A 20,314-nucleotide genomic window follows, 5' to 3' on the forward strand; every position below is an offset into this window, starting at 1 on the left:
GAGGCATGTCCACCACCACTCCGTCGCCTTCCGAACGGTACCGCGCCAGCGCCGAACGGGCCGCGGAAGCAAAGACCCACCTGGGCGCATTCGCCCGCACCCTAAGCTTTGAACTGGATGACTTCCAGCGGCAGGCGTGCAAGTCCCTCCAGGAAGGCCGCGGGGTACTGGTTGCCGCGCCCACCGGGGCCGGCAAGACCATCGTGGGTGAGTTCGCCGTTTACCTGGCGCTGCAGCGCGGACTGAAGGCCTTCTACACCACGCCCATCAAGGCGCTCAGCAACCAGAAATTCACCGAGCTGACGGAGAAATACGGCGAGGCGAACGTCGGACTCCTGACCGGCGACACCAGCATCAACGGCGACGCGCCCGTGGTGGTCATGACCACCGAGGTCCTGCGCAATATGCTGTACGCCGACTCCGACACCCTGTTCGACCTGGGCTTTGTGGTCATGGACGAGGTCCACTACCTGGCCGACCGCTTCCGCGGTGCGGTCTGGGAGGAAGTCATCATCCACCTGCCCAGCGAGGTGCAGGTGGCGTCCCTCAGCGCCACGGTCTCCAACGCGGAAGAATTCGGCGCCTGGCTGGACACCGTGCGCGGCGACACCGACGTCATCGTCTCCGAACACCGTCCCGTGCCGCTCTGGCAGCACGTCATGGTGGGCCGGGACATTGTGGATCTTTTCGCCGGCGAGACCACCTTTGACGAAATCGCCCCGGCCGGCAGCCCCGCAGCGGCCGCTGCCCTGCCCCTGGCGCCGTCACCCGCCGACGCCGGCCAGCGGGGATTCGAAGTCAACCCGGAGCTGCTGACCCTCTCGAGGGCTGAAAGCCAGCTCAACTTCCAGGGCCGCTTCGGCCATGGCGGCCGGAGCCAGCGGCGGCAGCAGCGCCAGCGCTACGGCGACAAGCCCCAGCAGGAGACCCGGACCGCGGTGCGGCGGGCCAGCCGGCCACAGGTCATCGCCAGCCTCGACCGGCAGGACCTGCTGCCTGCGATCACCTTCATCTTTTCCCGCGCCGGCTGTGACGCCGCCGTTGCCCAGTGCGTGGCGTCCGGGCTCTGGCTCACCACGGAGCGGGAGCAGCGCATCATCGCCCAGCGGGTGGACGAGGCCGGCCAGGACATCCCGTCCGACGACCTTGAGGTGCTGGGCTTCTGGAACTGGCGCGACGGGCTGCTGCGCGGCATCGCGGCCCACCATGCCGGCATGCTTCCCACATTCAAGGAAGTAGTCGAAAAGCTCTTTGCCGACGGCCTCGTGAAGGCGGTCTTCGCCACCGAGACGCTGGCCCTCGGGATCAACATGCCGGCCCGTTCCGTGGTGCTGGAGAAGCTGGACAAATTCAACGGCGAAGCCCACGTGGACATCACGGCAGGGGAGTACACCCAGCTCACCGGCAGGGCGGGCCGGCGCGGCATCGACGTCGAAGGCCATGCCGTAGTCCTGTGGCAGCCCGGCACGGACCCTGCCGCCGTGGCCGGCCTGGCCTCCCGCCGGACGTATCCGCTGAATTCCAGCTTCCAGCCCACGTACAACATGAGCATCAACCTGCTCGCCCAGTTCGGCCGGCCCAGGGCCAGGGAAATCCTGGAGTCCTCCTTCGCCCAGTTCCAGGCTGACCGTTCGGTGGTCGGCCTGGCCCGGCAGGTCCGCAGCCGCGAAGAGTCGCTGGCCGGCTACGCAAAATCGATGACGTGCCATCTTGGCGACTTCACCGAGTACGCCCGGCTGCGGCGGGAACTTTCCGACGCCGAGAATTTCAGTTCGCGGAGCAAGTCGCGGGCCCGCAAGTCGCTCAACGAGGACTCCCTGAGCCGTCTCCTGCCGGGCGACGTCGTGGACGTCCCGGCGGGCAGGGCCCCCGGATTTGCCGTGGTGCTGAGCTCGGACCACAGCTCCCGCGAGCCGAGGCCCGCAGTGCTGACGCTGGAAAGCCAGCTGCGCCGGATCGGCGTCGATGACCTGGAGGGCCCCATTACGCCGCTGACCCGGATCAGGATCCCCAAGTCATTCAACGCGAAGGTTCCCAAGTCGCGGCGAGACCTGGCCTCCTCCGTCCGGAACGCGCTGCGGGAGAACCGGCCGCCAGCCAGGGGAAGCAGCCGCAACAACGACTTCGGGCTTGGCTCCGCGCTGCAAAACCAGGAAAAGAAGATCGCCGACCTGCGGCGTGCCTTGCGGGCCCACCCGTGCCACGGCTGCAGCGAACGCGAGGACCACGCCAGATGGTCCGAACGCTGGTGGAAGCTGCGCAAGGAAACGGACGGTCTGGTCCGCCAGATCCAGGGACGCACCAACACCATCGCCAAGACGTTCGACCGGGTTTGCGATGTCCTGTCGGCCTACGGATACCTCGAGTCCACCGAGGACGGACAGCATCGCATCAGCACCGACGGCCAGCGGCTGCGCCGGATCTACGGCGAGAAGGACCTGCTGATTTCGCAGGCCCTGCGGCAGGGCGCGTTCGATGACCTCGACGCGGTGGAGGTGGCCGCGTTCGCCAGCGTGCTGGTGTACCAGGCCAAGCGTGAGGACCGCGGCCTGCGGCCCCGCATGCCCAGCGTTTCCCTGGAGACCGCCGTGGATATCGTGGTCCGCGAATGGTCTGCGCTGGAGGACGTGGAGGAACAGAACAAGCTCCCCCTCACCGGCGAACCGGAACTGGGCCTGATCTGGCCGGTGTACAAGTGGGCCCGCGGCCGCCATCTGCAGGACGTGCTCAGCGGCACGGACCTGGCCGCCGGCGACTTTGTCCGGTGGGTCAAGCAGGTGATCGACCTGCTGGACCAGCTGGCCAAGATCCCCGGCTTGGACCCTCGGCTGGCCCGGCTCTGCGCCGAGGCCATCAAGCTGATCAGGCGGGGCGTCGTGGCCTACTCCACTGTGGGCTGACTGCCAGCACCCCAGGCCCCGCCGCCGCACTGAAACACTTCCGCACTGAACACTTCCGTACCCAACAGCCCGCTTGAACTCTCCAAGGAGCGCCTCCATGGCCGATGCCCCCGCCCGCCCGCAGGAAGGAACCGGACCGTCAAAGGTCACGCTGTACCGCAACGGTTCCGTCTACACCGCGGCTGATCCCTTCGCCACGGCCATGCTGGTGGACGGCGACACCATCGCGTGGGTCGGCTCGGAACAGGCTGCCACCTCAATCGCCGACAGCTCCATGGACATCATCGATCTCCGAGGTGCCCTCGTTGCTCCTGGTTTTGTCGATTCCCACGCCCACCTGACCGAGACCGGCGTCGCGCTCGATTCACTGCAGCTGGGCGGTGTGCGGTCGGCCCGCGAGCTGCTGGACGCCGTTGCGGCTTCCGGCGGGGAAGGCGCCGTGCTGGGTCATGGCTGGGACGAGTCGCTCTGGGACGATCCCACGCTCCCGGACGCCGGCGAGCTGGAGCGGGCTGCCGCCGGCCGTCCCGTGTACCTTTCCCGGGTCGATGTTCATTCGGCCCTTGTCTCGCCGTCACTCGTTGCCAGTGCCGGACTGGCGGAGCTTGACGGCTACGCGCCGGGCGGCCATGTCCGGCGCCAGGCCCACACTGCCGCCCGGCAGGCCACCCGACGCCTATCAGCCGCCGCGCTGCAGGACTACCAGCGGCGTGCCCTGGACGAGGCTGCGGCCAACGGGTATGTGGCGCTGGCCGAGATGGGTGCACCAAAAATCAGCAGCTTCGACGACCTGCGGCTGGCGGCCGGATGGAACGACGCAGCAGGCACCCGCCCGGCGCCCGAGGTGCTGCCGTACTGGGGACAATTGACGACGACGGCGGCCGACGCCGAGGCGCTCCTTGCAGAGCTTGGGGTCCGAGTCCGCGGATTTGCCGGGGACCTGAACATCGACGGGTCAATCGGCTCCCGCACGGCGTCCCTGCGGGAACCCTATGCGGACGCACCCGGGGAGACCGGGACGACCTACCTGTCCGTGGCTGAGGCGGCCGCGCATCTGGCGGCGTGCTCCCTCCTGGGCATCCAGGGCGGATTCCACGTCATTGGTGACGCTGGCCTCGATGCAGCCCTGCAGGCCCTTGAGGAGGCAGCCGCTGAGGTGGGGGAGCAGCGGGTCCGGGCGGCCGGGCACCGCTTCGAGCACGTCGAAATGGCCGACGCCGACGCCATAGCCCGCCTGGCGAAGTACTCGGTGACGGTCAGCGCGCAGCCTGCCTTCGACGCCGCGTGGGGTGGCCAGGGCCGGCTCTATGAGCGGCGCCTCGGATCCCGCAGCCAGGGCATGAACCCGTTCGCCTCGTTCTATTCGGCCGGCGTCCCCATTTGCTTCGGCAGCGACACCCCGGTGACGCCGCTCCGTCCCTGGTCCAGCGTCCGGGCGTGCCTCGAGCACCACGACGCCGACCAGCGGATCTCCGCCCGGGCGGCCTTCCTCGGCCACACGCGGGCCGGCTGGCGTGCCGCCCGCTACGAAAACCCCATGGCGGGCCAGCTGGTACCGGGCGCACCGGCATCCTTCGCTGTCTGGGAAGTGGATGAGCTCATGGTCCAGGTGGCCGACAACAGGGTCCAGTCCTGGAGCACGGATCCCCGCGCCCGCACGCCGCTGCTGCCCGCCCTGGATACCGGCACGGATCCCCGGTGCCTGCAGACCGTGCGGAACGGGCTGGAGCTGTTCTCTGCAGAAGCCCTCCGGGGCTGATTTCGCCGGGCTTAATTCGGCGACACATAGCGTCCGGCCGTGCCGGGATTCCCTCCCGGAAAAGGCCTCTGACCTGCGACGATAGGTGAACGGGCAGGTCAGGGGGCTGTTGACAGCCCCCAGCCAGTCCGTAGCATTGAGCTTCCGGGGGCGGGTCCGAAGCGCAGCAGAAAACAGTTCCTCCATCCGCTTATCGCGGCACCAGGAACTGGCCCGTAGCGCATGGACCCGCCCGTGGCGGAGCCGGATCCCTGCTCGCGGACAGAAGCGCTGTGCGGGGCCCGTATAATAGGGAGTTGCGCTTGCGAGCCGGCGTTCCCGCCGGGCTCCCCGCGTGCTGACCGCTCCCATCCAGGAAAGGCCTCCCTGTGCGTGTCCTCACCATCATCCCCACCTACAACGAGCTGGAGTCGCTTCCCAAGACTCTGGGACGACTCCGCGCCGCCGTGCCGGCTTCCGACGTCCTCGTTGTTGACGACAACAGCCCGGACGGCACCGGGCAGCTGGCGGACAGCATCGCTGCCGGGGACAACCAGGTCCACGTCCTGCACCGGAAGGGCAAGGAAGGCCTGGGCGCCGCCTACATCGCGGGCTTCAGGTGGGGACTGGACGCCGGTTACGACGTCCTGGTGGAGATGGACGCTGACGGCTCGCACCAGCCCGAACAGCTGCCCTCCCTGCTGGAAGCCGTGGACCAGGGCGCAGACCTCGCCATGGGTTCCCGCTGGGTGAAGGGCGGAAGCGTCGTGAACTGGCCCCTGTACCGGCAGGCCATTTCCCGGACCGGCAGCACGTACGCGCGTATCATGCTCGGCCTCAAGATCAAGGACGTGACCGGCGGTTACCGCGCATTCCGGCGCACCACGCTGGAGAAGCTGAACCTGGACCAGGTCGATTCCGTCGGTTACGGCTTCCAGGTGGACCTGGCATGGCGCGTCGCGAAGATGGGCCTGAATATCGTGGAGCGGCCCATCACCTTCGTGGAGCGGGAACTCGGGGCTTCCAAGATGAGCGGCAACATTGTGGTTGAGGCCATGATCAACGTGACGAAGTGGGGCCTGACCGCCCGCTGGAAGAAGCTGACGGGCAAGAGCCCGCGCGGCTAGCCGGTACCGCGACCAGCTGGCACAAAGAGCCAGGCTGATACGCAAAAGGCCGGATCCGCTGCATCCATGGATGCAGCGGATCCGGCCTTTTGGCTGTAGCGCCTGCCTGCCAGCTAGCAGCGGCTAGGCTGAACGCCGTTCGCCGCGACGCTCGCGCAGAATGGTGAGGCGGTCTTCGAGGATCTGCTCCAGCTCGGGAAGCGAGCGGCGCTCCAGCAGCATGTCCCAGTGCGTACGGACTGCCTTTTCGTTGCTGGTGTCCGGGCGTTCGCCATCAACGAGCAGCGCTTCCTTACCGGTCTTGGAAACCCACACAGGGGGAATTTCGGCTTCGGAGGAAAAGGTTACAAAAACCTGTTCGCCGTCCTCGCACCGGTACTCAACCCGCTGACGCGGAGCCGGCTCCACGCCGGATTCCGTCTCCATGCTTTGGGCGCCAAGACGCATACCTCGCAGGCTGCGATCGCTCATGATTTCTCCCTCTAATCGGTTCGCGGAGCGGACTCCGCGCTAGCCGGAAGCCCTGGTTAGGGCGCCTCCGGACTACGGTGTGGTTCACGTAGCATCACTAGGTGAAACGCTTCGCCAAGCTTTGTTGTTCCGCACGGACTGATCCGGCCGGACAAATATCCTATTATACGGATTCCAAGGGGGCGCAGCAATCCGGCCGGGTGCAGCAATCCGACGGCGTGCAAAAGTCCGACAGTGCGCAGCAATCCGACGGCGTGCAAAAGTCCGACAAGGCGCAGCAGCGCAGCCGGGTGCCCAGAAAACGGGAGGCAGGCCGCGGCGGCCTGCCTCCCGTTGCTTCGCCATGAAAGGGTTGCTTTGTCTTGAAACGCTAGGCCTGGGTCCGGGCCGCTGCTTCGCCGGCCTGGCCGCCGTCCTCGCTACCGAAGAGGTCGCCGGAGCGGGGATCAGCGTTGGTTCCGCCCAAGGCGCTGCCGATGCCTTTCAGTGCCTCGCCGACTTCGCTCGGAATGATCCACAGCTTGTTGGAGGAGCCCTCGGCGAGCTTCGGCAGGGTCTGCAGGTACTGGTAGGCCAGCAGCTTCTGGTCGGGGTTGCCCTTGTGGATGGCGTCGAACACCTTCTGGATGGCCTGCGCCTCGCCGTCTGCGCGCAGGATGGCAGCTTTCGCGTCACCCTCGGCCTTAAGGATGGCGGCCTGCCGTTGCCCTTCGGCGGTCAGGATGGCGGACTGCTTGGTTCCCTCGGCGGTCAGGATGGCAGCGCGGCGGTCACGTTCTGCCCTCATCTGCTTCTCCATCGAATCCTGGATGGAGTGCGGCGGGTCGATGGCCTTCAGCTCCACCCGGGAGACACGGATACCCCAGCGGCCAGTGGCTTCATCCAGGACACCGCGCAGCTGGCCGTTGATCTGGTCGCGGGACGTGAGCGCCTCTTCCAGGTTCAGGCCGCCCACCACGTTACGCAGGGTGGTGGTGGTCAGCTGCTCCACGGCCTGGATGTAGTTGGCGATCTCGTACGTGGCGGCACGCGGATCGGTGACCTGGAAGTAGACAACGGTGTCGATGGACACCACGAGGTTGTCCTCGGTGATCACGGGCTGCGGCGGGAAGGAGACCACCTGTTCGCGCAGGTCCAGCAGCGGCAGGAGCCGGTCAACAAAGGGGATGAGGAGTGTCAGGCCTGGATTAAGCGTGCGCTGGTACTTGCCCAGCCGTTCAACGACGCCGGCCCGGGCTTGCGGCACGATCCGCACCGAGCGGACCAGCACGATGATGACGAAAATGATCAGAACCACCATCACGAATGTGAGTGCGATTCCTCCTGGGCTATCCATACTTCTCCTTGTCCCCAACTTTCAGTGAAGCTCTAACCTGGCGAAAACTCGCCGCAATCTGCTGCTCCGCCGCGGCGGGAGCAGAAACCCATGGGGGAGCCGGCCTACTGGACGGCGGTCTCAGCCTGGGGTGAGACGACCGCCGTCGCACCTTCAATGGCCGAGACGATCACGCGCTGGCCTTCGGGAAGGACGCCGGACTGGGAGCGGGCGCTCCAGATGTCGCCGCCGATCTTCACGCGTCCGCCGCTGGCCGTTACCGCCTCGAGGACGAGCGCTGATTCGCCGATCAGGCGGTCGATGTTGGTGCGCTGTTCCGGCGCGCCCTTGTGCAGGTGCTTGAGTGTCACCGGGCGGACGAACGCAATCATGAGCAGCGAGACGACGCAGAACACCACGATCTGAAGCCAGAGGTCAGCACCGGCAAAGTCGGCCACCAGGCCGGCAATGGCACCCCCGCCCAGCATGATGAAAAACAGGTCAAGGGTCAGCATCTCCACGGCGGCGAACACCAGGAAGAGGGTGAGCCACAGTGCCCACCAGTTTTGGCCAAGCCATTCAAACATCGCGTTCCCCCTTGATCCCGAGGGCTGCGGGGCAGCCCTCAGTGACTTTCTTCCATCGTAGACCGAAGCACGAGCGCCCGGCAGGGGAACGGCGGGCAGCACAGGAACGTGGCCAAGCCGTTATGGAGCCGGGATTTCCGCCGGGACGAAGATGCTGATCCGGAACCGGGCGGAGACCCTGGTTGCTTGCGGGAGCCCGGCGAGCCGTTCGGTCAGTGTGGTGCGGTCCGTGTGGTGGCCGGCGGGGCCCATAAGGGCAAGGTTGGCCACGTCCTCCGGGGAAAGCGACAGCTCCACGTCGATGTCCTGTGCCGACAGCGGCGAGAAGCGGCCTGCGAGCGCCTCGGCCAAGCGCTCGTCCTTGTCAGGGTCGATGCCCAGCATGCCCGCCTGGCTGGCAATTTCCTCGAGGTGGCCGGCGCGCGGCGTCACCACGATGAGCCTGCCGGAGGGTTTGAGGACGCGGGCGAACTCGGCAGCGTTGCGCGGCGCGAACACCACGGTGACGACGTCGACGGCGGCGTCGGGCAGGGGCAGCGGCTGCCAGACGTCACCCACCAGGTTGATGGCTTCCGGATTAAGTTTGGCGGCGCGGCGTAAAGCGAACTTGGAGATGTCCAGCCCGACGGCGGCCACGCCGCCCGTGCCCTCTGCCGGGGCGGTGCCGTCCACCGGGGCGGCGCCGTCATCGTCACTCTCCGGATGAAGGTTGCTGTCCAGATAATCAAGGATTGCGCGCAGGTAGTGGCCCGTTCCCGTGCCGGAGTCAAGGACAGTTGGGGCTGGCCCGTTCAGGGCCGGGCCGGCTGCCTCGGCCAGCGCGCCGGCCAGGGGCCGGTAGTGACCGGCGTCGAGGAAGGCTGCCCGTGCCGCAACCATGTCCGCGGTGTCTGATTCGAAGGCGGTTCCCTTGCCCACCAGCAGGTTGAAGTACCCCTGGCGGGCGGCGTCGAAGCTGTGGCGCTCCGGGCACGCCAGCGCGCGGACCCTGCCGTTGCCGCCGTCGTGGACGGGCTGGAGTTCCTGGCGGCAGACGGGACAAAGCAGAACGGGCAGGCGCGAGAGCATGAGGACCATCCTAGGGCAGGTGTTTTCGCGGCTGCCGTTCCGCGCCCTTGCCCGACCCGCTAGGCTCACGTGGGTGAAGCCTGAACATTTGCCGCTGCTCAACTCCGTCTCCGCCCCCGCCGTCCACCCTGACGGCACCAGGGCCGTTGTGTCCGTTGTCCATCCGGACTTTGACGCCGACTCCTATGTTGGCCAGCTGTGGAGCGTGCCCCGGGACCCGGAAAAGCTGCCCCGCCGCGTGACCCGGGGCTTCCGCGACACGGCGCCGGCCTTTTCGCCGGATGGCCGAGTGCTGGCTTTCCTCCGCGCCGCCCCGGGCGGCAAACCCCAGCTTCACGTGGTGGAGTCCGCGGGCGGGGAACCGCAGGCCCTGACCGACAGGAAGATGGGCGTCACCGCCTTCGCCTGGTCGCCGGATTCCACCCAGATCGTTTTCAGTTCGAGGGAACCGGAAGAGGGCCGCTACGGATCGCTCGACGGCGTGGGGTCCGGTGCGGAGGACGCCCGGCTGATCACGGATTACAAGTACAGGATGAACGGCGTTGGCTACACGCGGGACAAGCCGCTGCAGCTGTTCATGCTCGACGTTCCGGAACTGGGCGGCGAACCCTGGGTCAAACCAGTGGGCCGCGCCGCCAAGGGAAGCGAGAGCGCGAAGGGCGAAATCAACCGTGAGAATGAACGCTCGCCGGAATCCGGCGAGGATTCCGGCGGGTTCCCGGAGGCACGCCAGCTCACGACGTCGGCAACCGACCACACCGGCGCCACCTTCAGCAGCGACGGCAGTGCCATTTACTTCGTGGCAGCACTCCACGAGGATGCCGACCAGGACCTGGTATCCGGGATCTACCGCGTAGCGGCCGAGGGCGGGAAACCGGCATTGGTGCCGGTCCCCAACTTGGGCGCCCAGACCGTCTCCGACGTCAGAGAGTCGGCCGACGGACGCTGGCTGTTCTTCACGTCCCAGGATCTGGGCAGCACCCGCCAGGACTTCGTTGCCAAGAACACGGTCCTCCACGTCATGCCCGCCGCCGGCGGCGACGCCACGGCCCTGAGCGACCCGGAGAACATGGACGTGGGAGCGCCCGGTGCCACCATCGGCCTGCGCGGCAACGACAGTGCGCTGGTGCTCAACAATGCCCAGGGAACGGTGGAGCTGCTCGAATTCAGCGCCACGGGGAACCACTCCCTCCTGGTTCATGGTGACCGGGTGGTCGCCGGGGCCGGGGACGGTGCGGGCACGGTCTTCATCAGCTACAGCGACGCCGCCACCGCAGGTGATGTGGGAGTCCTCGAGGACGGCCAGCTCCGCCTGCTCACCGATTTCTCGGCCGCACTGCGGACCGAAGCAGGCATCATCGAACCGCAGGAACTTTCGTTTCCCGCCCCGGACGGCTACCCCGTCCACGGCTGGCTGGTCCTGCCGCCGGGGAAGGGCCCGCACCCGGTGCTGCTGAACATCCACGGCGGACCGTTCTCGCAGTACACCACCGCGTTCTTCGATGAAGCACAGGTCTATGCCGCGGCCGGATACGCCGTATTGATGTGCAATCCGCGCGGCTCAGCCGGTTACGGCCAGGCCCACGGCCGGTCCATCAAAGAGCGGATGGGCACGGTGGACATGCAGGACGTGCTCGCGTTCCTGGACGGCAGCCTTGAGAAGTTCTCCTCCTCCTTGGACGCCGGCGCCTTGGGGATCATGGGCGGTTCCTATGGCGGGTACCTCACGGCGTGGACCATCAGCCAGGACCACCGGTTCCAGGCCGCCATCGTGGAGCGGGGATTCCTGGATCCCGTGAGCTTCACGGGCTCGTCGGACATCGGCTGGTTCTTCGGCGGTGAGTACGTCGGCTCGGCGGCCGAACAGGTGGCCGCACAGAGCCCCATGGCAACGGTTGCCGCCGTCAGGACCCCCACACTGGTGATCCACAGCGAAGATGACCTCCGCTGCCCGGTGGAACAGGGCCAGCGCTATTTCACTGCCCTCAAGCAGCAAGGCGTCGACTCGGCGTTCCTCGTGTTCCCGGGCGAGGACCACGAGTTGTCACGCTCGGGGACACCGCACCACCGGCGGCAGCGGTTCGAACATATTCTGGCCTGGTGGGCGAAGTACCTGCCGACGGACAACAACCGCGCCGGCACAGCCTAATCCGGCACCGCCTAATCCGCGCCGGCCGGGAAGCCGAGCTCCCGGCTGGCCGTAGCGATGCCCGGCTCGGCCCAGCGCGTGGCGTACTCGCTGTTCGTGCTGAGTGAGCGGAGCTCGGCCCGGTCGATGTAGAGCATGCCGTGGAGGTGGTCCGTTTCGTGCTGCACGATCCGCGCCTGCCAGCCGCTGAAGTCCTTGGTGACATTCCCTCCGTCGGGCCTTAGGTACTCCAGCCGCACGCTTTCCGGACGCTCAACCACAGCCTGCAGTCCGGACAGCGACAGGCAGCCTTCGAAGAAGGCTGCGGTGCCGTTGCCCAGGCGGGAGTAGGACGGATTCAGCATGGCGAAGAACTCCAGCGGCGCCCTGCCCCGGGCCGCGGCCGTCACCTCGTCGATCTCGAACTGGTCTTCGAGGACGGCCAGCTGCAGCGGAATGCCCAGCTGCGGAGCTGCCAGGCCTACGCCGGGTGCGGCATGCATGACCTTCCTCATCAGGACGATCAGCTCGCTGAGTTCCTCGGGCTCCAACTGGCCCTCGAAGGGAGCCGCGTGCTGCCTGAGGACCGGATGCCCGGCCTGCACGATGGGCGGCAGGGCCTCTGAGGCCAGCAGTTCCTGCACGGTTTCCCGGATGCGTGCGGGGCTGTAGGTGGTGGGCGGAGATGCGTGGGTCATGGGGACAGCCTAGCGCCGCGTTGCCCAGTGCCGCGGTGCACAGCGCCGTCCCCTCTCACGCCCTGCAGCGGCCCGCTATTGAATCGTGAACGCGCTATTGCATCGTGAAGCGCCGGGCCACCAACGCGTTGAAGGCCGGTATGGCCGCCACGCTCGCGATCGCCGCGTTCCGGGGTCGCAGCAGGCCGGCCGGAAGCGGCCTGCCCAGCGCCATGTTCACCTCGGCCTGGCGTGCCGCCGCGGCTGCGGCCCGGCGCCGTGTGGCATCGAAACGCCGCAGCGACTCAGCGGAAGGCCCACCGCGCACGACGGCGAGGATCGCCGGGAGCAGCGCTTCGGCATCCAGCCAGCCAAGGTTCATGCCCTGGCCGCCGATGGGGCTGATCTCATGTGCCGCATCACCGATGAGCGCCGTCCGGCCGGAAACCATGCCCGCGGCCAGCCGCGAACGGACGCTGAAGCTGCTGAGCATGGTGTTCGCGCCGGGGTCCAGCGCCACGCTGGTTCTGCCGACAACGAGCCCGGCCAGCTGCTCCGCATCGGGGCGGGGCGGCGGACTCCCCAGCCGGACTACCCAGCGGCGGACTCCGCCGGGCAGCGGGAACGACTCCACAATGCCGTCGCTTTCCAGGAACAGCGCGGCGTCGCTGCCGAAGGGGCTGGACTCGGGGAAGTCACCCATCAGGTAGTGGTCCGGATACAGTTTCTCCGGCGCCGCGACCCGCAGAAGTGTCCGCACAGTCGAGTAGGCGCCGTCGGCGCCCACCGCGAAAGCGGCGGAGTGGCTGGACTCGGCCCCGGCAGTGGTGACGCGCAGCGTGACCCGGCTGCCGTCGTCGTGCATTCCCGTGACCCGGGCGTCACGGACAAACGCGCCGCCGTCCAGCTCCCGGAGCCGCCGCTCCAGGACCTCCTCCGTCACGGGCTGGGGCACGGCGAGGACGAACGGGTACCGGTCGGAGACCGGGGCGAACGGCATGCGGGCGATCTTCCGGCCGTTACTCACAGCGAAGCCCTGGCGGATGGGGACGCCGCGGCCGATCAGCTCCCGGGCAACGCCGATGCGCTCCAGGGCGGCGAGCGCCGGCGGATGGATGCCGATGGCCCGGGTGTGGGCATTGCGGCCGGTCCGCCTTTCGAGGACCCGCACCGTAACCCCGTGCTGCAGGAGCAGTGAACCGAGAAATAGCCCAACCGGACCGCCGCCGACGATCAGCACATCGGTCATGCCGGGCGCCGCCGGTAGGTGAGCAGGCAGTGGAAGGGGGAATGCGGTTCCACCGTCCAGCCGGCAGGGACCACGGCGGCCAGCTCCCCGACGGTGTAGCTGCGCCTGATCGAGGTCAGCCCGTCCCCGCGGATATAGGAGCCGGTGAGCGGGAGGGCGCCGGCACTGAACAGCGCATAGGCAGCCGCGCTCCGGGTCAGATCGTTGTGCAGGGCCAGGCGGCGGGCCAGCCCGGCGGAATCATCCAGGAACTGCTGCAATTCCGGCGCAGTCAGATGGTGCAGCACGTGGTTGGAGATGACGACGTCGTAGGACTTGCCCTCGGCGAGCAGATCGCCGCTGCTCGCCTGCCGGAACTCCACACCGGGGATGGGCTTGCGGCCGGCGGCGAAACGGAAGGCCCTTTCATCCGGGTCAATCCCTGTCACGTGAAGCTGGATCCCGTCCCTCGACGCCCAGCGGGCGAGCATTACGGCCAGGTCGCCGCCGCCGCAGCCAACGTCCAGCAACGTTGTGGTGCCCACGCCGCGCACCTGCGGGCGCACTCTGGTGCGGTACAGCCGGTGCCAGCCGGAGACCACGCGGTTGACCAGCGCGAACTGTTGGTAGGTGCGCTTCAGCCGGTCCGGATCGCAGTCCGGCCGGTCCATGTCCTCCACGGCGTCCGTGGCCCGCAGGCCAAGGATGCCTGGGCCCGTTCCCGGGATCCTCACGGCCGTCAGGCCAGGGAAGGCTCGGCCTCGCCGGCCACCGCATGAAGCCCATCCGCCGGCTGCTTCACCTTGGTGAACAGCCCGGTTTCCACCGTCAGCCCCGGGCCGAACGCCATGGAGCAGATGCGTTCGTCCCCCTCCCGCGAAGGAAGATCCAGAATGTGCTTGAGGACGAAGAGCACCGTGGCGCTGCTCATGTTGCCGTAATTCCGCAGTGTTTCGCGGGCCGGATGCAGCTGCTCATCGGTGAGGTCCAGCCGGGACTGCACCTTGTCCAGGATGCTGCGGCCGCCCGGGTGGATGGCCCAGTGGGTGATGTCGCGGTAGGCGAGTTCCCGCAGCGAGGGGTCGCGGGCCAGGAGCGGCTCAAGCGCGCCCACAATATGGCCGTCGATGATGTGCGGCACGTAGTTGCCGAGCACCATCTCAAAGCCTTCATCGCCGATGTTCCAGGCCATCGAGTCCTCACCCACCGGGGTCAGGACGGTCTCGAAGTGGTCCAGCTGGAGCAGCGGCGGAAATTCCAGGTCCACGCGTGCCGTCACCACGGCTGCCGCCGCGCCGTCCGCAAACAGCGCAGATCCCATGATCGTGTCGGGATCGTTGGAGGTCCGGACGTGCAGGGAACACAGCTCGGCGCACACGACCAGCACAACCGCCGTCGGGTCCGCCTCACAGAAGGATTTGGCTGCCCGGAGCGCCGGGAAGGCCGCATAGCAGCCCATGAAGCCGAGGTGGTACCGCTGCACCGCAGGGTTGAGGCCCAGGGCGCGGACGATCTTGTAGTCCGGCCCGGGATTGAAAAAACCGGTACAGGAGACCGTGATGAGGTGCGTGACGTCCGGCGGGTCAATGCCGTCGCACTTGGAAACGGCCGCGTCCGCCGCCTCGATGAAAAGCTTCGTGGCTTCCTCGGCGAAGAGGTTGTTGCGTGCCTTGGTGCTGGGGCTCCGCAGCACACCGGTCTGCGGATCGAAAAACTGGGGGTCTTCGGCGGCGGAGTCCAGGGTCAGTTCGCGGACCGCCGTGTACCGGGTGTCGATGGCGGCGGAATCAAAGCACGTGGACACAAGCCGTGAGCCAAGCCGGGTCAGCCCGGGCTGCGCCGCGAACACGTCGCGGGCCTCATGCTGGATGAGCAAAGTCGGCGGAACTGCAGTTTCGAGAGCTCTCACATAGACCGTCATTCGTTCATTCTTAACGAGAGCGCAGGTTAAGACAATGGATTGGACTGGCCGCAACTGGACAACTCCCGCGGGACTGGACAACTCGGGCCAGAGGTAGCACCATCTCGAATGTGACCACCAGACCCGCCGCAGAACAGCGCCTGGACGATCTGGCGCGGCTGCGCCGCGTCCGTGACCGCATCGACAGGGAGTACGCCCAGCCGCTGGACGTCGAGGCACTTGCGCGCGGCGTGAACATGTCAGCCGGGCACCTCAGCCGGCAGTTCCGGGAAGCCTACGGCGAGCCCCCGTACGCCTACCTCATGACGCGGCGCATCGAGCGGGCGATGGCGCTGCTGCGGCGCGGCGACCTCAGCGTCACGGAGGTGTGTTTCGCCGTCGGCTGTTCGTCGCTGGGGACGTTCAGCAGCCGCTTCACCGAGCTGGTCGGCATGCCGCCCAGTGTGTACCGGACACAGGCGGCGGGGGAGACGGAGGGCATGGCGTCATGCGTAGTGAAACAGGTGAGCAGACCGGTCAGGAATCGAGAAGCGGTCCCGTCCGGCCGCACCTAGACTGGCGGCATGAACCTCACCATTCACTGGACTTTCCTTCCGCATAACGACGCCGACGCCTCCTTGGCCTTCTATCGCGACACTCTCGGATTCGAGCTCCGCAACGATGTGGGGTACGGCGGAATGCGCTGGCTCACCGTCGGTCCTCCGGACCAGCCCGGCACCTCTGTGGTCCTGGAACCGCCGGCAGCCGACCCGGGCATCACCGAGGACGAGCGGCGGACCATCACCGAGATGATGGCCAAGGGCACCTACGCCCGCCTCGTGCTCGGCACCCCGGACCTGGACGGCACCTTCGAAAAGGTGCAGGCCAGCGGCGCCGAGGTGGTGCAGGAGCCCACCCAGCAGGCATACGGCGTCCGCGACTGCGCCTTCCGCGACCCTGCGGGGAACCTGATCCGCATCAACGAGGTCCGGTAAAACATTTCCGATCACGCCCGGACTTTCGATCACGACCGGCGGGCGCAGCTGTTGCGCCCGCCGGTCGCCGTGCGGAGTTACTGTTGCCGCAACCGCGGCAACGAACAAGAATCAGACATGGCGCGCGAAGCCGGCGAGCCCAACCGGCTATCCGCTTAACAGAGGGAGACACGATGACCATAACCACGAGGACGGATACCCAGTCATCCGGACTGCACACCGCCGATGGCCATCACCTGATCCGTGTGCAGGGCGCGCGCGTGAATAACCTCAAGGATGTCAGTGTCGAGATCCCCAAGCGCCGCCTGACGGTGTTCACCGGTGTCTCCGGTTCCGGCAAGAGCTCCCTGGTGTTCGGCACCATCGCCGCGGAGTCGCAGCGGATGATCAATGAGACGTACAGCGCCTTCGTGCAGGGGTTCATGCCCACACTGTCGCGGCCTGAGGTCGATGTGCTGGAGGGGCTGACGACGGCCATCATCGTCGACCAGGAGCGGATGGGGGCCAACCCGCGCTCCACCGTAGGCACCGCAACCGACGCCAACGCGATGCTGCGGATCCTCTTCAGCAGGCTGGGCCAGCCCCACATCGGCTCGCCCAATGCCTACTCCTTCAACATCCCGACTGTGAAGGCCAGCGGCGCAATCACCGTCGAGCGCGGCAACAAGACCAAGGCGGAGAAGGCGACGTTCAACCGGCTCGGCGGCATGTGCCCGCGCTGCGAAGGGATGGGCAACGTCAGCGACTTCGACCTTAGGGCGCTGTATGACGACAGCAAGTCACTCAGCGGGGGTGCCCTGACCATTCCGGGCTACAGCATGGATGGCTGGTACGGCCGCATCTTCAGCGGAGCCGGCTTCAACATGGACAAGCCGATCAACAAGTTCACCAAGAAGGAAATGCACGACCTGCTCTACAAGGAGCCGACGAAGATCAAGGTCGAGGGCATCAACCTGACCTACGAGGGCATCATCCCCAAGATCCAGAAGTCGATGCTGTCCAAGGACGTGGACTCGCTGCAGCCGCACGTCCGCGCCTTCGTGGAGCGGGCCATCACCTTCACGACCTGCCCCGATTGCGGCGGCACCCGGCTCAGCCAGGAAGCGCTGTCCTCGAAGATCAAGGGCAAGAACATCGCCGACGTCTGCACCATGCAGATCACCGACCTGGCCGACTGGGTCCGGGGCCTGGACGAGCCGTCCGTGGCCCCGCTACTCGCCGGGCTGCAGCACCTTTTGGACTCGTTCGCGGAAATCGGCCTGGGCTACCTCTCGCTGGACCGGCCATCGGGGACGCTGTCCGGGGGAGAGGCGCAGCGCACCAAGATGATCCGCCACCTCGGTTCGTCGCTCACTGACGTCACCTACGTCTTCGACGAGCCCACGATCGGCCTGCACCCGCATGACATCGAGCGCATGAACTCCCTGCTGCTCCAGCTGCGTGACAAGGGCAACACGGTGCTCGTCGTGGAGCACAAGCCGGAGAGCATCGCCATCGCCGACCACATCGTCGACCTCGGCCCGGGCGCCGGCACCGGTGGCGGCACCGTCTGCTTCGAAGGCACGGTCGAGGGGCTGCGGGGGAGTGACACCATCACCGGCCGGCACCTCGATGACCGGGCGCAGCTCAAGGAGTCGGTGCGCTCCGCTTCCGGCGCGCTGGAAATCCGCGGTGCGTCGACAAACAACCTCAAGAACGTCGACGTCGACATCCCGCTCGGCGTGCTGTGCGTCCTCACCGGGGTTGCCGGTTCCGGCAAGAGCTCGCTCATCCGCGGCTCCGTTGCCAAGCGCGAGGGCGTGGTGGTGATCGACCAGACCGGTATCCGCGGTTCCCGGCGCAGCAACCCCGCCACGTACACCGGGCTCCTTGAGCCGATCCGCAAGGCGTTTGCCAAGGCCAACGGCGTGAAGCCCGCGTTGTTCAGCTCCAATTCCGAGGGCGCCTGTCCCACATGCAACGGCGCCGGTGTCATCTACACGGATTTGGGTGTCATGGCCACGGTCGAGACGACGTGCGAGGAGTGCGACGGCAAGCGGTTCCAGGCAGCGGTTCTGGAGTTCACGCTCGGCGGCCGGAACATCGCCGAGGTGCTGGCGATGCCGGTGGCGGAGGCCGAGGAGTTCTTCGAGGACGGCGACGCGCGCACGCCGGCCGCCCACAAGATCCTGGACCGGCTGGCCGACGTCGGACTCGGTTACCTCACCCTCGGCCAGCCGCTCACAACGCTGTCCGGCGGCGAGCGGCAGCGGCTCAAGCTGGCCGCGCAGATGGCAGAAAAGGGTGACGTCTACATCCTCGACGAGCCGACCACCGGCCTGCACCTGGCCGACGTCGAAAACCTGCTGGGCCTGCTCGACCGGCTCGTCGACTCGGGCAAGTCGGTGATCGTCATCGAGCACCACCAGGCGGTCATGGCGCACGCCGACTGGATCATCGACCTGGGCCCCGGGGCGGGGCACGACGGCGGCAAAATCGTTTTCGAAGGATCGCCGGCAGACCTTGTTGCCGGCCGGTCAACGTTGACCGGCGAGCACCTCGCCGCCTACGTGGGCGCCATCTGACGGACCGGCATGCAGGTTATGCCGCCGGACCCGGCAGAACGGACAACCCGTCTGCCACAACGCGGCCCTCGTGGATGACGGTGCGGTCCGCTCCGCGGTCCATGACGGTGCTCGTGATGGTTTCGCCGTCCACCAGGACGATGTCTGCCGGGTCTCCGGCGGTCAGGCCGGGCCTGTCGTCGGGGCTCGTGAGACGGTGGATTCCGCGGTCCATGATGGAGGCACCCCCGACAGTGGCGATCGCCGCACAGTGCTCGATCAGCCGGTCCTTGCGCAGCCGGTGGGTGAACGCCAGCTGCCAGGTGCGGTCAAGCATGTCGCAATTGCCGTACGGGCTCCAGTAGTCCCTCTGGCCGTCCTCGCCCAGCCCCACCCGGATTCCGGCGTCGGTCATCTGGGCGAGGTCGAACTGGGTTCCTCCGCTGGCCGGGGCGACCGTCGCCCAGGCATGTCCAGTTCGGCCATCTGCTCCAGGAGCCGCGCGGTCACGTCCGGATGGACGTTGGCCAGGTCGTAGGCGTGGGAGAGCGACACGCGCCCTTCCATGCCAAGTGCCCGGGTGCGTTCAAAGATGAGTTCCGCGCTGAAAACGCCGAGGTGGCCGGGCTCGTGCAGGTGGATGTCGACGTCGGCCCCGTACTTCTCTGCCAGGCCAAAGACGATGTCCAAATGGCGCGCCGGATCCCTGTCCAGCTGGCAGGGATCTATGCCGCCGATTGTCGTGGCACCTGCCCTGAGGGCATCCTCGAGGAGTGGGACTGTCCCGTCCTCAAGCAGGAGTCCGGCCTGGGGAAATGCCATGATCTCCACGGTTGCGGCGCGGGCGAAGCGTTCCTTGGCAGCCATGACCGCCTCGAACCGTTCCAGCCTGCAGTCGACGTCGATCTGGGCGTAGGAGCGGACACGCGTGGTGCCCCGGGCAATCATCAGTTCCAGCGTTCCCGCCACCACCTCCGGGTAGGGGATGGGGGTGTCGCGCCAGTTCTCCCGGTCGTTGCACATCATGTTCCATACCCCGGGACCGCCGGTGTGCTCCCTGAACGGCAGCCCGATCCGGGTCGAATCGAGGTGGACGTGGACATCGGTGAAGGCAGGAATGGCGATCCGGTGACGCCCGTCCACTCTGGCACCGGCAGTCCGGGCATTGACGGCGGCGGTCCCCGGGGGATGCAGTGCAGCAATACGCCCGTCACTGACCTCGATGTCAACGGCATTCCCGCCCCACGGACGGACGTTGGTGATAAGCATGGTTGATTCCTTTCGCCCGGCACCTTCGCTGTGCACGTTGACCTCACTATTGGAGCATCTCTTGTCGCACTGTGCCCGCCGCCTGAGGCCTCGGAGCGCGTGGACCGGTCGCTGGGAGAGTCAGACGTTATGTCAAGTGCGGGTGGATGCGTCGGCCTGATGGATGCCAGCAGATGGCGGGTCCGAAAGCTGGCCAGGTCCTGCCAGGCTTGCCGACACGGATCCTACGGGATGTCCGAAGACAAAGGTTCGCAAACGCCAAATGGTTCGAATCTCTTGTCAGCGCGTCAGTGCTGGCCAGTACTTAGCCGCAATCTGTGGCTGAAAATGTTCCAAACCCCATGGAGATGAACCACGCCATTCGGTGG

At 67.1% G+C, this 20,314-nt stretch carries 16 protein-coding genes and 1 pseudogene; 8 read left to right on the forward strand and 9 right to left on the reverse strand.

Annotated features, from left to right (window positions below; translation table 11 throughout):
- Window positions 1-5 precede the first annotated feature (5 nt).
- The 3 genes from QF036_RS14590 (at window position 6) to QF036_RS14600 (ending at window position 5,765) form a co-directional block, all read left to right on the forward strand.
- Window positions 6-2,900: a DEAD/DEAH box helicase gene (locus QF036_RS14590; RefSeq protein WP_307102966.1), complete on the forward strand. Its 2,895-nt coding sequence runs from the start codon at window positions 6-8 to the stop codon at window positions 2,898-2,900.
- 97 nt (window positions 2,901-2,997) lie between these two features.
- On the forward strand, window positions 2,998-4,659 hold the full coding sequence (locus QF036_RS14595) for an amidohydrolase (protein WP_307102967.1): 1,662 nt from the start codon (window positions 2,998-3,000) through the stop codon (window positions 4,657-4,659).
- Window positions 4,660-5,027: 368 nt separating this feature from the next.
- Complete coding sequence (locus tag QF036_RS14600) at window positions 5,028-5,765, forward strand: polyprenol monophosphomannose synthase (RefSeq protein ID WP_307102969.1); 738 nt, start codon at window positions 5,028-5,030, stop codon at window positions 5,763-5,765.
- 123 nt (window positions 5,766-5,888) lie between these two features.
- Here QF036_RS14600 and QF036_RS14605 read toward each other — a convergent pair whose 3' ends face one another.
- Window positions 5,889-6,236, reverse strand: a complete 348-nt coding sequence (locus tag QF036_RS14605) for an RNA polymerase-binding protein RbpA (protein ID WP_003802221.1) — start codon at window positions 6,234-6,236, stop codon at window positions 5,889-5,891.
- 101 nt (window positions 6,237-6,337) lie between these two features.
- Between QF036_RS14605 and QF036_RS14610 the strand changes: the two genes are divergently transcribed.
- Window positions 6,338-6,583, forward strand: coding sequence for a hypothetical protein (locus QF036_RS14610; protein WP_307102971.1), 246 nt, complete (start codon window positions 6,338-6,340; stop codon window positions 6,581-6,583).
- Between the two features lie 23 nt (window positions 6,584-6,606).
- Here the strand turns inward: QF036_RS14610 and QF036_RS14615 are convergent, their stop codons facing one another.
- The 3 genes from QF036_RS14615 to QF036_RS14625 form a co-directional block, all read right to left on the reverse strand.
- Entirely contained in the window at window positions 6,607-7,572 is a 966-nt protein-coding gene (locus tag QF036_RS14615; protein ID WP_307102973.1) for an SPFH domain-containing protein, read from the reverse strand.
- Window positions 7,573-7,676: 104 nt separating this feature from the next.
- Complete coding sequence (locus tag QF036_RS14620; RefSeq protein WP_307102976.1) at window positions 7,677-8,138, reverse strand: NfeD family protein; 462 nt, start codon at window positions 8,136-8,138, stop codon at window positions 7,677-7,679.
- 120 nt (window positions 8,139-8,258) lie between these two features.
- Window positions 8,259-9,206, reverse strand: coding sequence for a putative RNA methyltransferase (locus QF036_RS14625; RefSeq protein WP_307102978.1), 948 nt, complete (start codon window positions 9,204-9,206; stop codon window positions 8,259-8,261).
- A 73-nt stretch (window positions 9,207-9,279) separates the two neighbouring features.
- Here QF036_RS14625 and QF036_RS14630 point away from each other — a divergent pair, with 73 nt between their 5' ends.
- A complete protein-coding gene (locus QF036_RS14630; protein ID WP_307102980.1) occupies window positions 9,280-11,355 on the forward strand; it encodes a S9 family peptidase in 2,076 nt (691 codons plus the stop codon).
- Window positions 11,356-11,366: 11 nt separating this feature from the next.
- On the opposite strand, the gene QF036_RS14635 is transcribed toward QF036_RS14630, so the two are convergent.
- The 4 genes from QF036_RS14635 to QF036_RS14650 form a co-directional block, all read right to left on the reverse strand.
- Complete coding sequence (locus tag QF036_RS14635) at window positions 11,367-12,032, reverse strand: peptide deformylase (protein ID WP_307102982.1); 666 nt, start codon at window positions 12,030-12,032, stop codon at window positions 11,367-11,369.
- 94 nt (window positions 12,033-12,126) lie between these two features.
- On the reverse strand, window positions 12,127-13,260 hold the full coding sequence (locus QF036_RS14640; RefSeq protein WP_307102984.1) for an FAD-dependent oxidoreductase: 1,134 nt from the start codon (window positions 13,258-13,260) through the stop codon (window positions 12,127-12,129).
- The gene (locus QF036_RS14645) at window positions 13,257-13,910 is read right to left on the reverse strand and encodes a class I SAM-dependent methyltransferase (protein ID WP_373460301.1); all 654 of its coding nucleotides are present in this window, start codon (window positions 13,908-13,910) and stop codon (window positions 13,257-13,259) included. The genes QF036_RS14640 and QF036_RS14645 overlap by 4 nt, the downstream gene beginning before the upstream one ends.
- 68 nt (window positions 13,911-13,978) lie before the next feature.
- On the reverse strand, window positions 13,979-15,160 hold the full coding sequence (locus tag QF036_RS14650; RefSeq protein ID WP_307102987.1) for a type III polyketide synthase: 1,182 nt from the start codon (window positions 15,158-15,160) through the stop codon (window positions 13,979-13,981).
- Window positions 15,161-15,270: 110 nt separating this feature from the next.
- Between QF036_RS14650 and QF036_RS14655 the strand changes: the two genes are divergently transcribed.
- From QF036_RS14655 to QF036_RS14665, 3 genes are all read left to right on the forward strand, one after another.
- Window positions 15,271-15,714 (forward strand): helix-turn-helix transcriptional regulator, encoded by a 444-nt coding sequence (locus QF036_RS14655; protein WP_307102989.1) that lies wholly within the window; start codon window positions 15,271-15,273, stop codon window positions 15,712-15,714.
- A 9-nt stretch (window positions 15,715-15,723) separates the two neighbouring features.
- Window positions 15,724-16,134 carry a VOC family protein gene (locus QF036_RS14660; protein ID WP_307102991.1) on the forward strand — a complete coding sequence of 137 codons (411 nt, stop codon included), beginning with the start codon at window positions 15,724-15,726 and terminating at the stop codon, window positions 16,132-16,134.
- A gap of 173 nt (window positions 16,135-16,307) precedes the next feature.
- The gene (locus QF036_RS14665; protein ID WP_307102993.1) at window positions 16,308-18,698 is read left to right on the forward strand and encodes an excinuclease ABC subunit UvrA; all 2,391 of its coding nucleotides are present in this window, start codon (window positions 16,308-16,310) and stop codon (window positions 18,696-18,698) included.
- A gap of 16 nt (window positions 18,699-18,714) precedes the next feature.
- On the opposite strand, the pseudogene QF036_RS14670 reads toward QF036_RS14665, so the two are convergent.
- Window positions 18,715-19,946 (reverse strand): annotated as a pseudogene (locus QF036_RS14670) (amidohydrolase family protein).
- Window positions 19,947-20,314: the final 368 nt, after the last annotated feature.

This window comes from Arthrobacter globiformis (assembly GCF_030817195.1).
Lineage (GTDB): Bacteria > Actinomycetota > Actinomycetes > Actinomycetales > Micrococcaceae > Arthrobacter > Arthrobacter globiformis_D.

What these genes read in the sequence shown, in the direction of transcription:
- QF036_RS14590 (WP_307102966.1), top strand. Translation starts at nt 6, where the DNA reads ATGTCCACCACCACTCCGTCGCCTTCCGAACGGTACCGCGCCAGCGCC.
- QF036_RS14595 (WP_307102967.1), top strand. Translation starts at nt 2,998, where the DNA reads ATGGCCGATGCCCCCGCCCGCCCGCAGGAAGGAACCGGACCGTCAAAG.
- QF036_RS14605 (WP_003802221.1), bottom strand. Translation starts at nt 6,236, where the DNA reads ATGAGCGATCGCAGCCTGCGAGGTATGCGTCTTGGCGCCCAAAGCATG.
- QF036_RS14615 (WP_307102973.1), bottom strand. Translation starts at nt 7,572, where the DNA reads ATGGATAGCCCAGGAGGAATCGCACTCACATTCGTGATGGTGGTTCTG.
- QF036_RS14620 (WP_307102976.1), bottom strand. Translation starts at nt 8,138, where the DNA reads ATGTTTGAATGGCTTGGCCAAAACTGGTGGGCACTGTGGCTCACCCTC.
- QF036_RS14625 (WP_307102978.1), bottom strand. Translation starts at nt 9,206, where the DNA reads ATGCTCTCGCGCCTGCCCGTTCTGCTTTGTCCCGTCTGCCGCCAGGAA.
- QF036_RS14635 (WP_307102982.1), bottom strand. Translation starts at nt 12,032, where the DNA reads ATGACCCACGCATCTCCGCCCACCACCTACAGCCCCGCACGCATCCGG.
- QF036_RS14640 (WP_307102984.1), bottom strand. Translation starts at nt 13,260, where the DNA reads ATGACCGATGTGCTGATCGTCGGCGGCGGTCCGGTTGGGCTATTTCTC.
- QF036_RS14645 (WP_373460301.1), bottom strand. Translation starts at nt 13,910, where the DNA reads ATGGACCGGCCGGACTGCGATCCGGACCGGCTGAAGCGCACCTACCAA.
- QF036_RS14650 (WP_307102987.1), bottom strand. Translation starts at nt 15,160, where the DNA reads ATGACGGTCTATGTGAGAGCTCTCGAAACTGCAGTTCCGCCGACTTTG.
- QF036_RS14660 (WP_307102991.1), top strand. Translation starts at nt 15,724, where the DNA reads ATGAACCTCACCATTCACTGGACTTTCCTTCCGCATAACGACGCCGAC.
- QF036_RS14665 (WP_307102993.1), top strand. Translation starts at nt 16,308, where the DNA reads ATGACCATAACCACGAGGACGGATACCCAGTCATCCGGACTGCACACC.